This window comes from Ehrlichia ruminantium str. Welgevonden (genome assembly GCF_000026005.1).
GTDB lineage: Bacteria > Pseudomonadota > Alphaproteobacteria > Rickettsiales > Anaplasmataceae > Ehrlichia > Ehrlichia ruminantium.
On record NC_005295.2, the window covers coordinates 916,193 to 934,811 of the forward strand.

Here is an 18,619-nt window from a genome sequence, read left to right on the forward strand (position 1 = left end):
CTATAGCTATACTGCAAGCAATATCTGACTATTTTGACGACAATTAACAATTACAGTATATTAGTTAACATGAATTATAAACTATAAAAATGTTTGAAAAAAAAATTTTTATCCAAAATGGTGAAGAAAATAAAAGATTAGACAAATTTATAGCACTAAAACTCAACATATCACGTAACAAAGTACAACAATTAATACAAAATAATAAAATTTATTTATTTAATAAGATAGTAAAAGATAACAATCATATTACAAAAGTAAACGACATATATTATATAAATATGCCTACACAAGAACACAACTGTTCTATTACACCAAACATCAATATACCAATAACAATTCTATATGAAGACCAAGATATCATAATAATCAACAAAGAACCTGGAATCACAGTACATCCAGGTGCAGGTACAAAAGATGACACACTAGTGAACGGACTAATAGCACATTACGGAAGTACTTTAAGTTACATAGGAAAAGCTTCAAGGCCAGGCATTGTACATAGATTAGATAAAGATACTAGTGGACTAATGGTTATTGCAAGAAATGAACACTCGTATTATTTTTTATCCGATCTATTATCAAAAAAACAAATAAAAAAAGAATACCTAGCAGTAGTATGGGGAATACCAAATCCTAAATGCAACATTATCAAAAATCATATTGATACAAAGTCTAATAATAAACAAATGATGACTGTTACACACTCACGAAACAAAGGGAAACTTGCTATAACTGAATATAACACTATACAAACCTTTGCTAGCATAGCAACTTTAGTAAAATGCAGAATATACACTGGTAGAACCCACCAAATACGCGTACACATGAGTTATATAGGAAACTCAATAATAGGAGACCAAAAATATGGAAAAAATGATAGTAAAATAGCAAAATATGCTCAACAAAGCACCATTATTAATACATTAAAAAGACAAGCATTACATGCACATAAGTTAGGATTTATTCACCCAACAACAAATACATATATAGAATTTAATTCTGACATCCCTAACGATATACAAATACTACTAAATGAATTAGCACAACTTGCAAAAAAATAGTATAACCATAAGATAGCTCTACATTACAATATTGTAGTAGCATCTTACACAACTCCACATTAATTACCACAACAAATTAAATATGTATATCTTTATTAGCAGTAAATAATTTGTAGTTTAATTTCAGACTATTATATCTAACACAACTATTTAAACAACATGACTCTAACATTAGGGATACTATATTATGCTATAATATTAATAACCTTATACAACAAATCACATTAGGCACAGAGCTTATTAGTAATATGTAGCTTTACAAAGTAGTAAATAGATAAAATATGATTTTTTTATATTATAACATCTATACACAACATTAAACACATATAAAAAACTCACTTTAATAATTAGACACACTATATATGTCATAATACTGTAATAATAAGCAACTGCATAATAAATTATTATAGAATATTGAACACACAAAGTTAAAAAGTAGATAAGTAAATGATTTTTAATGGAACTTTACGTTTTAATACTCATAAACAATCTTAAGCACATATAAATAACTCACCTTAATTAATAAGACAAACTCTATATGTTATAACACTATAATAATATAATGAATGTATAAAATCATTTCGAATATCGAGTATGCATGTTATAAAGTAGATACGTAAAATAGCAATAACGTAACTTTATATTTTCGTACTTATTAAAATTGACATAAACAATACAATCTTAATATTAAACATATTATATCATACTAATAATACAAACATTAAATAATTTCTCAAGATCATTGCAGAACATTAAATGAAGTATATTAAACACAATTTTTATTTTAAATTACTATGTTTATACAAATAGTCATCAATGATTTAAAATAATCGACAAAATACATAATTTAACTACCAGTATAAGTTTTACATTATAAACACTATTACTCCCAGATACATTTAATAATGATGATTCACAATTTACAAGTAAAACTTAAGCATTTAAATATAAGTCCAATGTACTGAATATAGAAAACGTAAGCGTATTAGATATTACAAATTTCTCCTATTTATAGATAATATTAATATCATTATTTAACATTAACACTGTAATACAACCTTATAATGCATAGTGTTCCATATTTATTAACTATATATAGAAAATGTAAGCGTATTAGATATTACAAGTTTCTCCTATTTATAGATAATATTAATATCATTATTTAACATTAACACTGTAATACAACCTTATAATGCACAGCGTTCCATATTTATTAACTATATAGAAAACCTAAGCGTATTAGATATTACAAATTTCTCCTATTTATAGATAATAATTAATATTATTATTTAACATTAACACTGTAATACAACCTTATAATGCATAGTGTTCCATATTTATTAACTATATATAGAAAATGTAAGCGTATTAGATATTACAAATTTCTCCTATTTATAGATAATAATTAATATCATTATTTAACATTAACACTGTAATACAACCTTATAATGCACAGCGTTCCATATTTATTAATTATATAAGTAAAACATGACATATACTAATAATATACAAAACTATTAGTATTACAAAAAGTGAATCTACATCAACTTATCACAAACCACCAAGAAAAAATTTATTAAGCAAACCCTAACCACCATTTAATAATTATATATAATAGACTTAGACTAAACTATTTATATGAATTAAAATACCTAATTCGAAATACAATATGCTTTATCTGCTTTATTATAACCTTAATATACTTAATATAGAAAAGTAAACCGTATTAACAAAACTCTACCTTGTAATATTTACTAAACATCCTTTAAGAAAACTCTCTAATTATTTGATCATAATATGTTATAGACTTATACTAAGATATTTTTATGAATTAAAAACTCAACTTGGAGTACCATATGCTTTTCCTAGCTAATCCTTTTTTTCATTATAAGTCCAATGTACTGAACATAGAAAACGTAAGCGTATTAGAGATTACAAATAGCATAGGTACACCTGTTTATTGTTACTCTCTTAATGCAATCAAAAACAATTACATACAATTCAAAGAAAATTTACCGAATAATTCAATAATATGTTATGCAGTAAAATCAAATTCTAATTTATCCATTTTAAGTCTATTAAGTTCACTAGGATCTGGAGCAGATGCTGTATCTGAAGGAGAAATACGTCGTGCTATTACAGCCGGAATTTCACCAAACAAAATAGTCTTTTCAGGAGTAGGAAAAACTGAACAAGAAATCAGTTTTGCATTAGATAACAGAATTCTGCAACTTAATGTAGAATCTATTGAAGAGTTACAGCTTATAAATAAAATTTCATATCATAAAAATATCATTGCACCAGTCTCTATAAGAATCAATCCAAATATCAATGCAAATACAAATGATAAAATTACAACAGGATTAAAAGTAAATAAATTTGGAATACCAGAGGAATCACTTGATCAAGTATTTAATAGCTCATTAACTAATATAAAAATCATAGGTATTTCTGTACATATAGGATCGCAAATTGCTAATCTAGGTATATTCCAAAATACTATTGATAAAGTAAAAAGAATTGTAAAAATCTTTGAACAACATAATATCCATATATTAAGAGTTGATATGGGAGGAGGACTTGGAATACCATACAAAAATTCTGATATTTTTCCCACAATTCAAGAATATACAAATTTATTAAAAAATAATTTTGAAAAGGAAAGTTATAATATAATATGTGAACCAGGAAGAGCTATAGTAGGTAATACTGGTATACTACTAGCAAAAGTATTATACCACAAAAGTAATTATGAAAAAAACCACCTGGTACTAGATACAGGAATGAATGATTTAATACGTCCAGCATTATATAATGCTGAACACACAATAATACCTGCAGTAGTTTCTTCAAAATCTCATTTATCTTTCGATATAGTGGGACCTATATGTGAATCCGATGATACTTTTGCATATAGTTACTGGATTAACAATGTAGATAATAACGAAATAGTAGCAATATGTACAGTAGGAGCTTATGGATCTTCAATGTCAAGTAACTACAATTCTAGACCACTGGTGCCAGAAGTTATAGTGAATCAAGACAACTATCATATAATACGTCATCGTCAAACTTACAATGATATGTTAAAAGACGAGGTAACCTTAAAATTCAAATAAATACAGATCAAGTCTATATAAATTAGACAAGAATTATTGTACAACATTATATAAATAAACGACCTACAAATAAAGAGATATACAATGCAGTGTTACATATTGTATATTACCTTAATAAAGTTTCCACAAATATCAAATAACAGACTAAATTAATGATCGAATATTAAAATACAGAAATTTTAAACCGTATAAATGATTAAATTTTCATAAATAAAATAGCTTAAGCTATACACAATAAATCATGATTATAACAACACCACAATCCATCAGCTATCAAAATAGCAAATACTAGAAAGAAACAAATAATTAGAGAACTTCATATATTTAATTAACCATAAAATAACCAATATATTTTCCTAATATTCATTACAAGAGCTACCGTCTACAAAGAGTAGAAATAGTAGTTTATTAAAGATATAATAAAAACACAGCAATTTTAAACTGTATAAGCTATCAAACTTTTAGGCAAAAAAAGCAACATAGGTTAAATATTATGCGTAATAAACCAAGCATATCATTTCATAATACAAAAAAAAATAGTATTAGAACTCAATTCTATATACTAAGTAATTTAAAATAAAAAAAACAATAAATACATTCCAAACTACTAATCTATAAAACTCTACAATCATTTTATGTCATATAAAATCAATAAAAACATGCTCAAAACTCAGCAATTACAGAATGTATAGATAAATTGGTTCTAGAAATAAAATAGAAAATTACCAACATATTAATTAGCTATAATATTATCAACAGGTCAGAATAAAAGTAGATCAACAACCCTTTATAATAGTTCTAATTGTCAATTTATACTAAAACTTATATTCACCGAATTTATCATATTATTATAAGACTCAACCTAATACACTTATTATATTGAAATACAATCTAAGATATTAATTGAGAAGTAGATTAACAACCCTTTATAATAGTTCTAATTGCCAATTGATACTAAAACTTACATTCACTGAATTTATCATATTATTTATAAGACTCAACCTAATACACTTATTATATTGAAATACAATCTAAGATATTAATTGAAAAGTAGATCAACAATTCTTTATAATATTTCTAATTGCCAATTGATACTAAAACTTACATTCATCGAATTTATCATATTATTATAAGACTCAACCTAATACACTTATTATATTGAAATACAATCTAAGATATTAATTGAGAAGTAGATTAACAACCCTTTATAATAGTTCTAATTGCCAATTGATACTAAAACTTACATTCACTGAATTTATCATATTATTTATAAGACTCAACCTAATACACTTATTATATTGAAATACAATCTAAGATATTAATTGAAAAGTAGATAAACAATTCTTTATAATATTTCTAATTGCCAATTTATACTAAAACTTATATTCATCGAATTTATCATATATTATAAGACTCAACCTAATACACTTATTATATTGAAATACAATCTAAGATATTAATTGAGAAATAGATTAACAACCCTTTATAATAGTTCTAATTGCCAATTGATACTAAAACTTACATTCACTGAATTTATCATATTATTTATAAGACTCAACCTAATACACTTATTATATTGAAATACAATCTAAGATATTAATTGAAAAGTAGATCAACAATTCTTTATAATATTTCTAATTGCCAATTGATACTAAAACTTACATTCATCGAATTTATCATATTATTATAAGACTCAACCTAATACACTTATTATATTGAAATACAATCTAAGATATTAATTGAGAAGTAGATTAACAACCCTTTATAATAGTTCTAATTGCCAATTGATACTAAAACTTACATTCACTGAATTTATCATATTATTTATAAGACTCAACCTAATACACTTATTATATTGAAATACAATCTAAGATATTAATTGAAAAGTAGATAAACAATTCTTTATAATATTTCTAATTGCCAATTTATACTAAAACTTATATTCATCGAATTTATCATATATTATAAGACTCAACCTAATACACTTATTATATTGAAATACAATCTAAGATATTAATTGAGAAATAGATTAACAATCCCTTAATAATGGTTCAATTACTAATTCATACTAAAACTTACATTCACCCAATTTATAAATCAAAATTATCATATGATTAATAATAAGACTCCACATAATATATTGATTATATTTAAAATATAACCTCAGATATTAATTTAAAAAGTGATACTAAGATATACCAATTAATATACATTTTGATGAAAAATCATGTTTTTGTAGGCATTCCTATTGATTAGATTATCATAACTTTAATCTTATAGTAACACAGCATTTATTAATTGTTATATTGTGCTATCCTAAAATAGTAACATCAGTTTGTATATAAATAGTATTATTGCTAATTACTTTACAAAACAACAACATGAACATCACTACTAATATTTAGAGTAACTATCACTAGCATTTGAACTATAGTTACATTGTAACTACTATTGTAAAATATATTTTAGTTTTCAAAAATAAACTTACATTAGAAATACTTTCACCTTATTGACACTATTTAATAAATAATGATCAAAAAGAAAAATTTACCATTTAATTAACATGTGATGTTTTATATAAATATTATATCTCTATATAAAAGCCAAATTATCAACCGTTTTCTTGAATCTGACAATTTTAAAAGACTATGATTTATATTTGACTAGTATTATTATCATCTATATAATACATGACTGTTATTAGCAATGTATAGGTTTGTAGAATGAGTAGGGTTTGTGATATTACAGGTCAAACTAAATCTTTTGGTAACAAGGTATCTCATTCTAATCGTAAAACTAAAAGGACATATTTGGTAAATCTACATAATGTTACATTATTCAGTGATGTATTAAACAGAAAGTTTAGATTTAAAATATCCAGTAGAACTCTAAGAACAATAGATTATAAGGGTGGCCTTGATTTGTACTTACTCGAAACTTCATCTAGGAAGTTAAGTGATAAAGCTCAGAAGATTAAGAAAATGATAAAAAAAGCCACTGCAGAAAATGCAAAAGTTTCTTTATAACAATGTGCTATACTAGTTCAATAGCATCCATTTTATTAGGGTAAAGATTTTATTTTTGGGTAGGTTTAGGGTTATTTATATACTAGTAGTAAGTAATACTTTATATAGTTTTTTCAACGTTAAATTCAAATACCACTATAATGAAAAACATCCCTCAAAGTAATATAATTCTTAAATTTTAACCTCATACCTGATAATGTTCACTGTAGTTATTGTTCAGTACTAACAAATCTCAAATATACACAATACACTCTATAATACTATTTAAATGTAGTACTATATAATCTGTTGATACAGTAGTATTCATATTTCTACACTTGATCTAATCTCAAATATTTATGGCCTACTCTAGTTACCATTTTATAAAACATAAATTATATTACTATCAGATTAACTTTACGTGGTAATATTCTAATAAAAATTATGAACACCATGAATATTAACTAGCTTTATATATAATTAAATTATGTGATTTAATCCTTAGCAAAAATAACCCTCCTACAATACAATAATATAAAACTCACATAAAATTAATTGGATCAACATCAATAATAATTTTTACCTTACCTGTGCTTGCATAATATTCTTTATATCTAGTAAGTAACTTTTGTATTACAACATTATTTTGTACTTTAATTAAAATTCTATACCTGTATTGTCTATTCAACAAACTAATCGGAGCAGGAGCAGGACCAAGTACGGTAAGTGTTGTTGGAAGACTTTTCACTATTTGTTTAGACACATTGATTACTTTAGCTTCATTTTTTCCAGTAACTATAATACCTATTAATCTAGTATAAGGTGGCATTTGAGTTAATAACCTAGATTTTAGTTCTAAATCATAAAACAACTCACGATTATAAGATGACAAAGATTTAATCAAAGCATTATTTGCATCATAAGTCTGTAAAATTACCTCACTTCTATCCACAAATCTACCAGAACGTCCTGCTACCTGATGTAATAACTGATATGTTCTCTCCGTCGCACGTAAATCACTATTATTCAAACCTAAATCAGCATCTATTACACCAACTAATGTCAATTTGGGAAAATTATGACCTTTTGCTATTACTTGAGTTCCAATAATAATGTTTACCTTGTTTTGCATAATAAGATCAATAGTCACACCAATTTCCTTACTACTAATATCACTGCTTATTATTGCAATTTTAGCATCTGGTATGAGTGTCATTATATCTTCCGCTACTTTTTCTACTCCTATCCCATAAGATATAACTGATGATTTATCTAAACAATTGTAACATTCATCTACTATTGTACATGAATATCCACAATAATGGCACAATAATACATTCCTTCTTTTATGTTCTATAAGCCATGTAGCACAATTTTTACATTGAACTTTAAATCCACAAGTTTTACATAATCTTAATGTTGCATACCCACGACGATTTAAAAACAGCATAACTTGATCTTGCCTTTGCAATACCTTTAGCATACTACTGTAAAGATCATAAGATAACCACCTATTCACCATTTTGCTTTTACACAAATCAATAATCTTTACCGTAGGCAACTTAGCATCTCCAAACCTTTGAGTTAACCTCACATGATAATACTGAGATTTTTGTATATTACTAATAGTTTCTAAAGATGGAGTAGCCGAAGACAAAATAACTGGTATATTAAACTGCTTTGCTAGAACTATCGACATATCACGAGCATTATATATTACACCATAATCTTGTTTAAATGATGCATCATGTTCTTCATCAACAATAATCATTTTAAGATTCTTAAAAGGTAGAAATAACGCAGATCTTGCTCCTATTACAATTGAAGACTGACCATATGCTATTGATAACCAATACTCTCTACGACTTTTTACTGTTAAATTTGAATGCCATTCCACTGGAAAATAGTTTTCGAAATAATATTTTATGCGTTTAATCAATTGTAATGTTAATACTATTTCTGGAAGCAAAACTAATACCTGTGCTGTATTATCTCTAGTAACTAATTCACGTATAACTTCACAATAAACTTCTGTCTTCCCAGAACCAGTCTCTCCATCTAAAAGAATTACTGAATAACTTGATATCTTACCAATAATATTATTATACGCTTGCTTTTGTACATCAGATAAATTAATTTTTATATCACTACTATACTTTTTATTTTCATCAACAGAAAATTGAAGTTTATTAAAAAATTTAACATTTACTACATTACTAAAAACCATTTTTAAAATTAAACCAGCAGGAACAACATTATAATCACTAACCCACTTTATAAAATGAATAAGTGCACTACAAATTCCAGGCAAAGAACCTTTGCAATTTACCATTTTTAACTGTGAAATATTTACTTCACAAGTTGAAGGTATAGAATCACTGATAGCTAACACAATACCTACAATCAATCTAGACCCGAAAGGTACAATAACATAATCTCCTACAATAAAGTTCTCATTATAAGGAATATTATAAAAAAACGTTTTATTAACCGGCACTGGTAGCAAAACTTCAGCAATCATGCCTGACACATTCACAGAAAATACTGATTTACAGCAGATTATAGCAGAAAAATAAAAATATTCACACTATTAACTATACTAATGTATTTAAGGTGATATAACTTCTGAATTACCTAAAAACTAAAATAAATCTGCTTAACAATATAAATTATATTAGGATACTATGTAATAATATGCCATAGCTTATTCTATCGAATATATTGAAATTAAAAAACATAGATATATTTTTAATACATGCTCTCCAGAATTAACAAAATAGTCAAAATAACAACATAATAATTATGAGAATCACTCTATCCATGATTTTTCATTAACATATGAGTAACACAACATGTTTATAACTCAATAACAAATATGATTCATCTTAATAATATGTTTTAAACCTAATAAAACATAAAATTATCTTTACTATATTCTTTTCTATTAGATAAAGTACTAAAAAACCACTATTAATAGTAAACCACTAGCAGTATATTTTCAGTATCAATAAGAGTGTATTTCAATGATATTATTTAACTGAATATAATAAAATTAATTTTATTATATTCAGTTCCTTAGATAAAATACTCAAAAAATAACCGACAAAAACATCATGAGTAAATTATCACTCATATTTTTTTCATTATCTTTACACATTCAAGCATTATATTTCATTGTTTGATAATAACAGGTTCTTACTTAAAATTATCGTTAATGTTTTTGTCTAATAAAAATTACACTCTATATTATCCTTTAAGATACAAACACATTAATGTAATTAAGACTAGTTATCATATAAATACACTAACATTACAACTATACTAACCTTTTTCACAAAAATAATTCACAAGATATTTACAATAAAATACTCTTATTTCCCTTTTACTATTCACTATAGATATACATCTGACCATCTTGATAATTAAAAATTTACACAAACTCATCACATAAGTTATTACTATAAATTAGGAGAAATAATTTAAATTATACATAGAATAGACTCTAAACTTATTGTTATTATATCAATAGTAAGGAAGAAAACTTATTCCACTATCGATGAATATGTTATACAGTATAACCTGTGAAATTCTCACTATAATAATCCAAAACTATTTATAGAATAGATAAAACCTACAAGTTATTATACAAAATAAAAAAAATAACTTAATCACAATATAGGGTATCATAAACTATTGTTATTCTATCAATAGTAGAAAAGAACACTTACTCTAATATTAACAAATAGAAATTCTTATATACAATAGTTATCAAAAATTAACTATAGATATATACTAAATACCACACAAAATATTATATAATCAATTTATTAAAACACTATATAATAATACTTGTAATAAGAATTTCTTATAATCCAAAAACACATAACTATCCTTAATAGCATACTATATGTTATAACTTAATCACGAAAAAGAAAATCTCTAATTATCGCATCTGCAATCATAATAGATGTATCCATTCCAACATTATTAAGACGTTTCTTCTCAACATTAACTAATAGATATTCTGGGTGAAACTGAACATATATATTACCATATTTATCTTCTATAGCTTCTATTATACCATCCTCTGATAAAGCAACAATTTTATAACCAAGACTATATATCTTTTTAATATTTTCTATACTATTATCAACTGCCTCTGAATGTGCATCTGGTAAATATATTACCTGTGTACTTTTATTCAACTCATCATTAAGATCATTTAGAATACCTGACAATCTATTATGAGAAAAAACTATTATCTTATGTAAATTAGCATCTACATTTCTAGGATTAGGCATTGAAATACGATGAGATGCAACTGAAATTTCAGAGTTAAGCATACTGTCCACCGGTCTAATTTTAACACCATTTGCATCCATTATACCTTGGAATCCACCACATATTCCAAAAAGATGTATACAATTATTTTTATTAACAATTTGAACAATAGCATTAGTAACTAATTGTCTATCCAAGGATGGAGAAATAGGAAAAGAACTAATGTTATAATAATTACCTGGTATTAGTATCCTATTAATACGATTATTTTTAATAAATTCTTCAACAACATCTTCTATTATACTATAACGCGATACTTGATAATTCTGTCCAACATAAGATTTATTTCTTTTAATAATCTCATCTTTAACTGATTCCATAAGTACATTATAGTCCATCAATACTACACGTACTCTATAGCTTTGCAATAGCTGTGTAATTTCTGCAGCAGTCTTATCTTCATTAGGGTATGTAGGAAACTTGGTGGATAATAAACCAACTACAATATCTTTTTGATCATATTTTATACAATCCGCCAATACCAGACTGTCTGGTATAATCACAGAAATAAGACATAAAACTATAATACTTTTGATTTTATATATGAATTGCATTAATATAACCTACTATAAAATTGTATAGTCATTGCTAAGATACAAATACAAACAGTATTACCCTAATTTAGGATAATACAAGAAGCTAATTATACAAGTGTTTTTGATACATGCAATATTATAACATAGTAATGCTATATCATTAAATAACTAATCAAAATATAATTAGTTTTATACAAATAGTTAAGTTGATTTTCTTATAATATTGATATATCTTTAAACAACCATGTAGAATCACCATTAATGAAGTCTTTATTAGTTACACGACCTCAGGAAGACTCTATAATAATAAAAGAAACCTTAACAAACTTAGGCTTTAATATTTACATAGAGCCTATGTTCTCAATAAAATATTTACCTGTAAAACTTAATTTAGAATATTTCGATTTAATTATATCTACAAGCAAGCACAGTATTATTGCATTATCTAAAATTAGTAAAAATCGCACTCAACCCATAATCACCGTAGGCGATAACACAAAGCAAGTTGCAGAAAAATTAGGCTTTTCATCAGTCACATCACTTAACGGTAATATTCATGACATTATATCATACATACACAATAATTCTCATCTAAAATTTTTATATATCAGAGGACAAGAAATAACATATGACCTAAAAGAGATTTTTAGTAATAATACTATTAAATTTTATGAAATTATACTATATTCGACAATAGATAAACAGTCTTTAAGTAATCATTGCTATAACTTACTCTTTCATAATAGAATTTCTGGGATATTATTCTACTCTTCAAGAACTGCCACCATATTTATGGATTTAATAAAAAAGCACAATATAGGTCATAAAACAAGCAGCATAACTGTATATGCTATGAGTCAAAAAATCGCAGAAACTGTAAATAATATATCCTGGAAAAGTATAAAAACTTCTGATAAACCGACTAATAAATCACTAATTTCATTAATATCTTCTGATATGAAAATTATCAAAGAATCCACATTAGACTAACAGTACAACAATAAAAATAATTTTTATATTTTTAAAACTTTTTTAACATGATAGATAATAATAAGCTAAGAGTAATATTACTACACTATATTAAATTACAGTATCAATTACTAGAATGTTTGCAATTTACAAGTTTTATTTTCAAAAAATAAATTACATATTTCAATAATTAAATTCATTTCACTAAAAAATGAAACTAGAATAATTTACTATAGCAGCACCTAAGTATTATACATCCACTTACAAAAGTTATGTTATACTACTGTTTTTCAATATCACACAACAAAACAAAATAATCAACATTGATATGCTACATTGTAAATATTGAAGTCTTAATTAATAGAATAACACAATTTATAAAATCTTATAAATTGAAATAAACGTCCCATAATACTTGTAAAGTATAGCCATATAATAAAAAAAATAACTCTTCACAATAGCTAACACATATAACATAAATATAGGATTTATCCTACTCTATTGCTTTTTAACACCACAAAATAATCAACATTGATATGCTACATTGTAAATATTGAAGTCTTAATTAATAGAATAACACAATTTATAAAATCTTATAAATTGAAATAAACGTCCCATAATACTTGTAAAGTATAGCCATATAATAAAAAAACAATTCTTCACAATAGCTAGCATATATAACATAAATGTAGAATTTATCCTACTCTATTGCTTTTTAATATCACAAAATAATCAACATTGATATGCTATGCTGTAAATATTGAAGTCTTAATTAATAAAACAACACAATTTATGAAATCTTATAAATTAGAATAAACTGTTCATTATATTTTAAAACACACTAATATAATAAAACAACCTCTCATGATAACATGTGAATACATCTACCATAGTTACAAAATTCCTAAACCAATTTCACAATCAAAACGACAAAAGATTAGAATAATAGAAATCACATATATTTATATTATATAAATGCAATAATATATATAAAGTATCTATTTCTCTATAAAATAAAAATTAACATAATTCTTCACAGCAATATTATTGTATAAAAATATAAAATAGCTAATATAAACACTTACAGTTTTTATTATATTATCACTTTATACTACGACACGAATTCCATAACCAATCTTTTACTTTCGCATTCAGATATGGAGCAACTGTTGTATATACAAAATCATGATATTTATTTATATAGTCAATTTCCTCTTTACTTAACATATCAACATTAATTAAGTTTAAATCTATAGGAACACATGTTAATTGTTTAAATCTTAGAAATTTATCACAACATTTTTCAACATACATTAAATTTTCAATTCTTATTCCATATTCTCCATCTTTATAATACCCAGGTTCATTAGATAAAATCATATTTGGCTGTAATATAATATTATTACCATAAGAAATAGCACAAGGACCTTCATGCACTGAAAGGAAACTTCCTACACCATGACCTGTACCATGCTGATAATCAAGTCCACTTTTCCATAAATACTGCCTAGCCAATATATCCAACATTCCACCAGTAGTTTTTAAAGGAAAAACTGCCATTGCTATTGCTATATGACCTTTCAATACCAAAGTAAAATTAACAATCTGCTCATACGTAGGTTCACCTATTGCAATAGTACGTGTAACATCAGTTGTACCATCAAGATATTGCCCACCAGAATCTAATAAATATAGTCCATTTTTACAAATTAACTTATTTGTTTCATTATTTACTTTATAATGTATCACAGCCCCATTCTCTGCAAATCCAGAAATCGTAGCAAAGCTATCTCCACAAAATAAATCCTGTTGTTGTCTAAACATTAACAACTGCGCTACAACATCTAATTCTGTAATTCTTGCATTATTACTCAACTGAACATCTAACCAATACAGCAAATTAATCACAGCAACACCATCTCTAACATGTGCATTAACTGCACCAGAAATTTCAGTATTATTTTTTATAGATTTTATTATAAGACAAGCATCAAAATCTTTAACTAATACATCCTTCTGACTCAAGTGCTTAAAAATATTCATTGGAACAGTAGATGCATCTATCACTATTGATTGTATAGATTCTAAAACACTAAACAACTCATCAACATGATATATTCTAATATATTCATACTCAAAATTAACTGATTCAACATTTTCAATAAATAAATCAATTGTTCCATCTTTATACAAAATTGCACGGGATAACACAGAAGGATTAAAAACAAAATCTTTATTACGGATGTTTAATAACCATGAAATAACATCAGTATCTGTAATTAATGCTACATCCTTACCATGCAAACATTTTATAGCTTCACTAGCTTTCTCATAACCTGCAATTCCAGAATATTTTAAATCATGATCCACTATGTTTTGCGGCACATTGAAATCACGAACCCATAATTTATCAATTAAAATATCATCTATCGGCTTTAAAATAATATGATGATTTGTATATTTTTTTATATGATTTAATGTAAATAGTTGAGCTTCATATCCTACTATAACACCTGCAGGTAAATTTCTCACACACCACTGCCAAGGTGTAATATCAGCAACATTGTGTATTTGATAATAATTAAGATCCAACTCCTGTTGAGCCTGCAATGTATACCTACCATCAGTGAAGAAATGCTGTTTTTCCTGTTTTGATATTATTAAAGTAGCATTTGATCCAGAAAAACCACATAACCATCTTAATCTTTGTTTACTCTCATGTATATATTCTGACTGATACTCATCTGTATTATATAATAATAAAACATCAATCTCATATTCTGTAATTATACTAATTAAGCTGCTTAATCTATTTTCCATAAAACCAAAACCTCTATTAGCAAACACCTAATACTCTTAAACAGATTTATGTTACAAAATCAAAAACTAAAAGCTATCATGGTACAATATAATAGTTCTTGATAAATCATGAGCTATTAGTATATAACTAATACTCAAGAAACAAATTTAAACATTTTAATAACCACTTTTCTCAATCACATACATTAAATATATTTCCACTTAATAATACAACATATTAAAATGTTACCTTAACCATCTACACATCTTTCTAAGCAATGTACATAATATTTAGTAGTATAGTTTTCTACAAATCATGAGCTATTACTATACAACTAACACTCAAGAAACAAATTTAAACATTTTAATAACCACTTTTCCTATCACATACATTAAATATATTTCTAGTTAATAATACAACATATTAAAATGTTACCTTAACCATCTACACATCTTTCTAAGCAATGTACATAATATTTAGTAGTATAGTTTTCTACAAATTATGAGCTATTACTATACAACTAACACTCAAGAAACAAATTTAAACATTTTAATAACCACTTTTCCTATCACATACATTAAATATATTTCTAGTTAATAATACAACACATTAATAAAATGTTACCTTAACCATCTACACATTTTTCTAAGCAATGTATATAATATTTTAGGAGTATAGTTTTCTACAAATCATGAGCTATTAGTATATCACTAATACTCAAGAAACAAATTTAAAATTTTAATAACCACTTTTCTTAATCACATACATTAAATATATTTCCACTTAATAATACAACATATTAAAATGTTACCTCAACTCTTTACATATCTTTTTAAGCAATGTACATAATATTTTAGGAGTAATTTTTCCATAGCAAAATTATCATCCTACATTTTATATTAAAATATGAGTAACATGTTTAGTTATCAAACTTGCTACTACACTAATACACATATTAGACACATAAAAAAACTGTAATATCAGCTATGTATGGAACGAATATTAAGTTATTATAAACATACTCTGAATGTAATTTTATTATCAATAAATACCACCTAATTTTCACATGAGCTTATCTTGTACTATATTAACTCACTGCATAACAATATAATCAATACCTAAACAACAAAAAATAATAAACCATAGCTTAGCTATATCAGGATCTCAATAACATTTATCTTTATTAAAAAATGACCATTTATATATTAACTATAAAAATAAATTCTGATAGTATATGAATATTTAACTAGTTATCAAGCATACAGGTTATAATTTTATAAATATAAAACTTTAGCAAGTATTTAAAAGTCAACTTTTATAACAATCTCACTAAATACGTGTCTTTAAATTAAATATGATAAATATTTTCATATATAAATATTCTATAACCTTAATAAAAATTAATAACTAATTTGCTAGCTACATATACAGTAAACCAAAATATACAACAGTACATCTGAATAAAAACTTATACTAAAACTACCAGTGCTAATTTAGTGTTAAAAAGAAAAAAACACATATAATTCAATTATATATTATCTAAACGATTCTAATCTCAATATAAAATATTATTTAGTACTATTTACTCCCACATCAGAACTCTATAACAACTTATTTTTTTAAGAGAATTTATTCAAAAAATAACATTTTTATTCACTCTGGCTAAATCCACAAAACTTATATTACAAAGAGTTTTCGCATCAATATTTTTAACAAAATAAAAAAAGTATAAAATAGATTAATTATTACTCATTAGTATCTAAATCTTCTAATTTTGATATAATTCACTTAATCACTACTACAAAATCATTAAAATTATATTAAACAGATTTAAGAAAATAGCACCATTACCTGTCATTTAATTTCCTAAGTACTATACTGACAATTTTCTGTTTATAGTTTCATACCTAAATATCTTCTAACCTTTATGATTCACAGATACATTGAAACTAACAATAACCAAATCAATAAATGCTTACTAAAATAAATTTGCATTAACATATATCAAATAATAAATAAAAAAGTACAAATAAAATTAATTATTACCTATAATCCGAATGTTCAAATACTTTATACAAAATATTAATTTAGTACCACCTATATCATATATAAACTGTATAAGAATTTATTCTTAAAAAAAATCCATCATAAAAACACTATTACTTAAATATTTATTTTAATGTGCTACACTTCAATAAGTATTTAATACTAATGTATTACCACTCATATAAAAATTAAAATATTGTAAGAAACTCATTCCTAAAAGAGATGTACGCATTGGAGCAACATTAACACTTGCTTTAACATCTTTAACAACAAACTTACCTATCTGCATCTCAGATATTTCAACATATAATGCTTTTATTGTCCCGTTAGCTGTATGATATGTTTTTTTTCGATTTAAATATTTTAAGTGATCTTTGATTTGCTTGGCATCCTCTGCAGAAAGCACAACATCAGTAGCTCCAGTATCAACAAGAAACTTTATTGGAACTCCATGTATCTGTGCTGTTATATAAAAATGCCCATCTTTAGCACGATAAAATTCAGCACCTCCTTCCTTAGTATAATGAATTTCATCCTGTGTAGTACCAAGATTAGAAAAAAATTTATTAAAGTACCTATTAGAAGTTAAATCATCGTTAGCATCTTTAAACAGCATAACTACAATTATTAAACCCAACCAAAACAATATATATTTTACGTTTTGCATAATAGATTCCAAAAAACCCACCAATTAATAATGATATATTGATAAACATATAAATTAATTAACTGAAAGTAT

At 25.1% G+C, this 18,619-nt stretch carries 8 protein-coding genes; 4 read left to right on the forward strand and 4 right to left on the reverse strand.

Translation table 11 applies throughout. The annotated features are described in order from the left end of the window. Positions 1-89 precede the first annotated feature (89 nt). The 3 genes from ERUM_RS02905 (at position 90) to rpmB (ending at position 7,209) form a co-directional block, all read left to right on the forward strand. A complete protein-coding gene (locus tag ERUM_RS02905; protein WP_011155213.1) occupies positions 90-1,064 on the forward strand; it encodes an RluA family pseudouridine synthase in 975 nt (324 codons plus the stop codon). Between the two features lie 1,856 nt (positions 1,065-2,920). After that, entirely contained in the window at positions 2,921-4,183 is a 1,263-nt protein-coding gene (gene lysA / locus ERUM_RS02910; protein WP_011155214.1) for a diaminopimelate decarboxylase, read from the forward strand. A 2,723-nt stretch (positions 4,184-6,906) separates the two neighbouring features. Continuing rightward, a complete protein-coding gene (gene rpmB, locus ERUM_RS02915; protein ID WP_011155215.1) occupies positions 6,907-7,209 on the forward strand; it encodes a 50S ribosomal protein L28 in 303 nt (100 codons plus the stop codon). 520 nt (positions 7,210-7,729) lie between these two features. On the opposite strand, the gene priA is transcribed toward rpmB, so the two are convergent. Together priA and ERUM_RS02925 are read right to left on the reverse strand one after the other, a co-directional pair. Next, on the reverse strand, positions 7,730-9,709 hold the full coding sequence (gene priA, locus ERUM_RS02920) for a replication restart helicase PriA (RefSeq protein WP_011155216.1): 1,980 nt from the start codon (positions 9,707-9,709) through the stop codon (positions 7,730-7,732). A 1,396-nt stretch (positions 9,710-11,105) separates the two neighbouring features. Next, positions 11,106-12,083: a glutamine amidotransferase-related protein gene (locus tag ERUM_RS02925; protein WP_011155217.1), complete on the reverse strand. Its 978-nt coding sequence runs from the start codon at positions 12,081-12,083 to the stop codon at positions 11,106-11,108. 243 nt (positions 12,084-12,326) lie between these two features. Between ERUM_RS02925 and ERUM_RS02930 the strand changes: the two genes are divergently transcribed. Further along, positions 12,327-13,055 (forward strand): uroporphyrinogen-III synthase, encoded by a 729-nt coding sequence (locus ERUM_RS02930; protein WP_011155218.1) that lies wholly within the window; start codon positions 12,327-12,329, stop codon positions 13,053-13,055. 1,080 nt (positions 13,056-14,135) lie between these two features. Here ERUM_RS02930 and ERUM_RS02935 read toward each other — a convergent pair. Both ERUM_RS02935 and ERUM_RS02940 read right to left on the reverse strand, forming a co-directional pair. Beyond that, complete coding sequence (locus ERUM_RS02935) at positions 14,136-15,854, reverse strand: aminopeptidase P family protein (protein ID WP_011155219.1); 1,719 nt, start codon at positions 15,852-15,854, stop codon at positions 14,136-14,138. A 2,171-nt stretch (positions 15,855-18,025) separates the two neighbouring features. Next, positions 18,026-18,547: a retropepsin-like aspartic protease family protein gene (locus tag ERUM_RS02940; RefSeq protein ID WP_011155220.1), complete on the reverse strand. Its 522-nt coding sequence runs from the start codon at positions 18,545-18,547 to the stop codon at positions 18,026-18,028. Positions 18,548-18,619 lie beyond the last annotated feature (72 nt).

Coding starts and splice junctions, on each gene's coding strand:
- rpmB (WP_011155215.1), top strand. CDS start 6,907: ATGAGTAGGGTTTGTGATATTACAGGTCAAACTAAATCTTTTGGTAAC.
- ERUM_RS02930 (WP_011155218.1), top strand. CDS start 12,327: ATGAAGTCTTTATTAGTTACACGACCTCAGGAAGACTCTATAATAATA.
- ERUM_RS02925 (WP_011155217.1), bottom strand. CDS start 12,083: ATGCAATTCATATATAAAATCAAAAGTATTATAGTTTTATGTCTTATT.
- priA (WP_011155216.1), bottom strand. CDS start 9,709: ATGATTGCTGAAGTTTTGCTACCAGTGCCGGTTAATAAAACGTTTTTT.
- ERUM_RS02935 (WP_011155219.1), bottom strand. CDS start 15,854: ATGGAAAATAGATTAAGCAGCTTAATTAGTATAATTACAGAATATGAG.
- ERUM_RS02905 (WP_011155213.1), top strand. CDS start 90: ATGTTTGAAAAAAAAATTTTTATCCAAAATGGTGAAGAAAATAAAAGA.
- ERUM_RS02940 (WP_011155220.1), bottom strand. CDS start 18,547: ATGCAAAACGTAAAATATATATTGTTTTGGTTGGGTTTAATAATTGTA.
- lysA (WP_011155214.1), top strand. CDS start 2,921: ATGCTTTTCCTAGCTAATCCTTTTTTTCATTATAAGTCCAATGTACTG.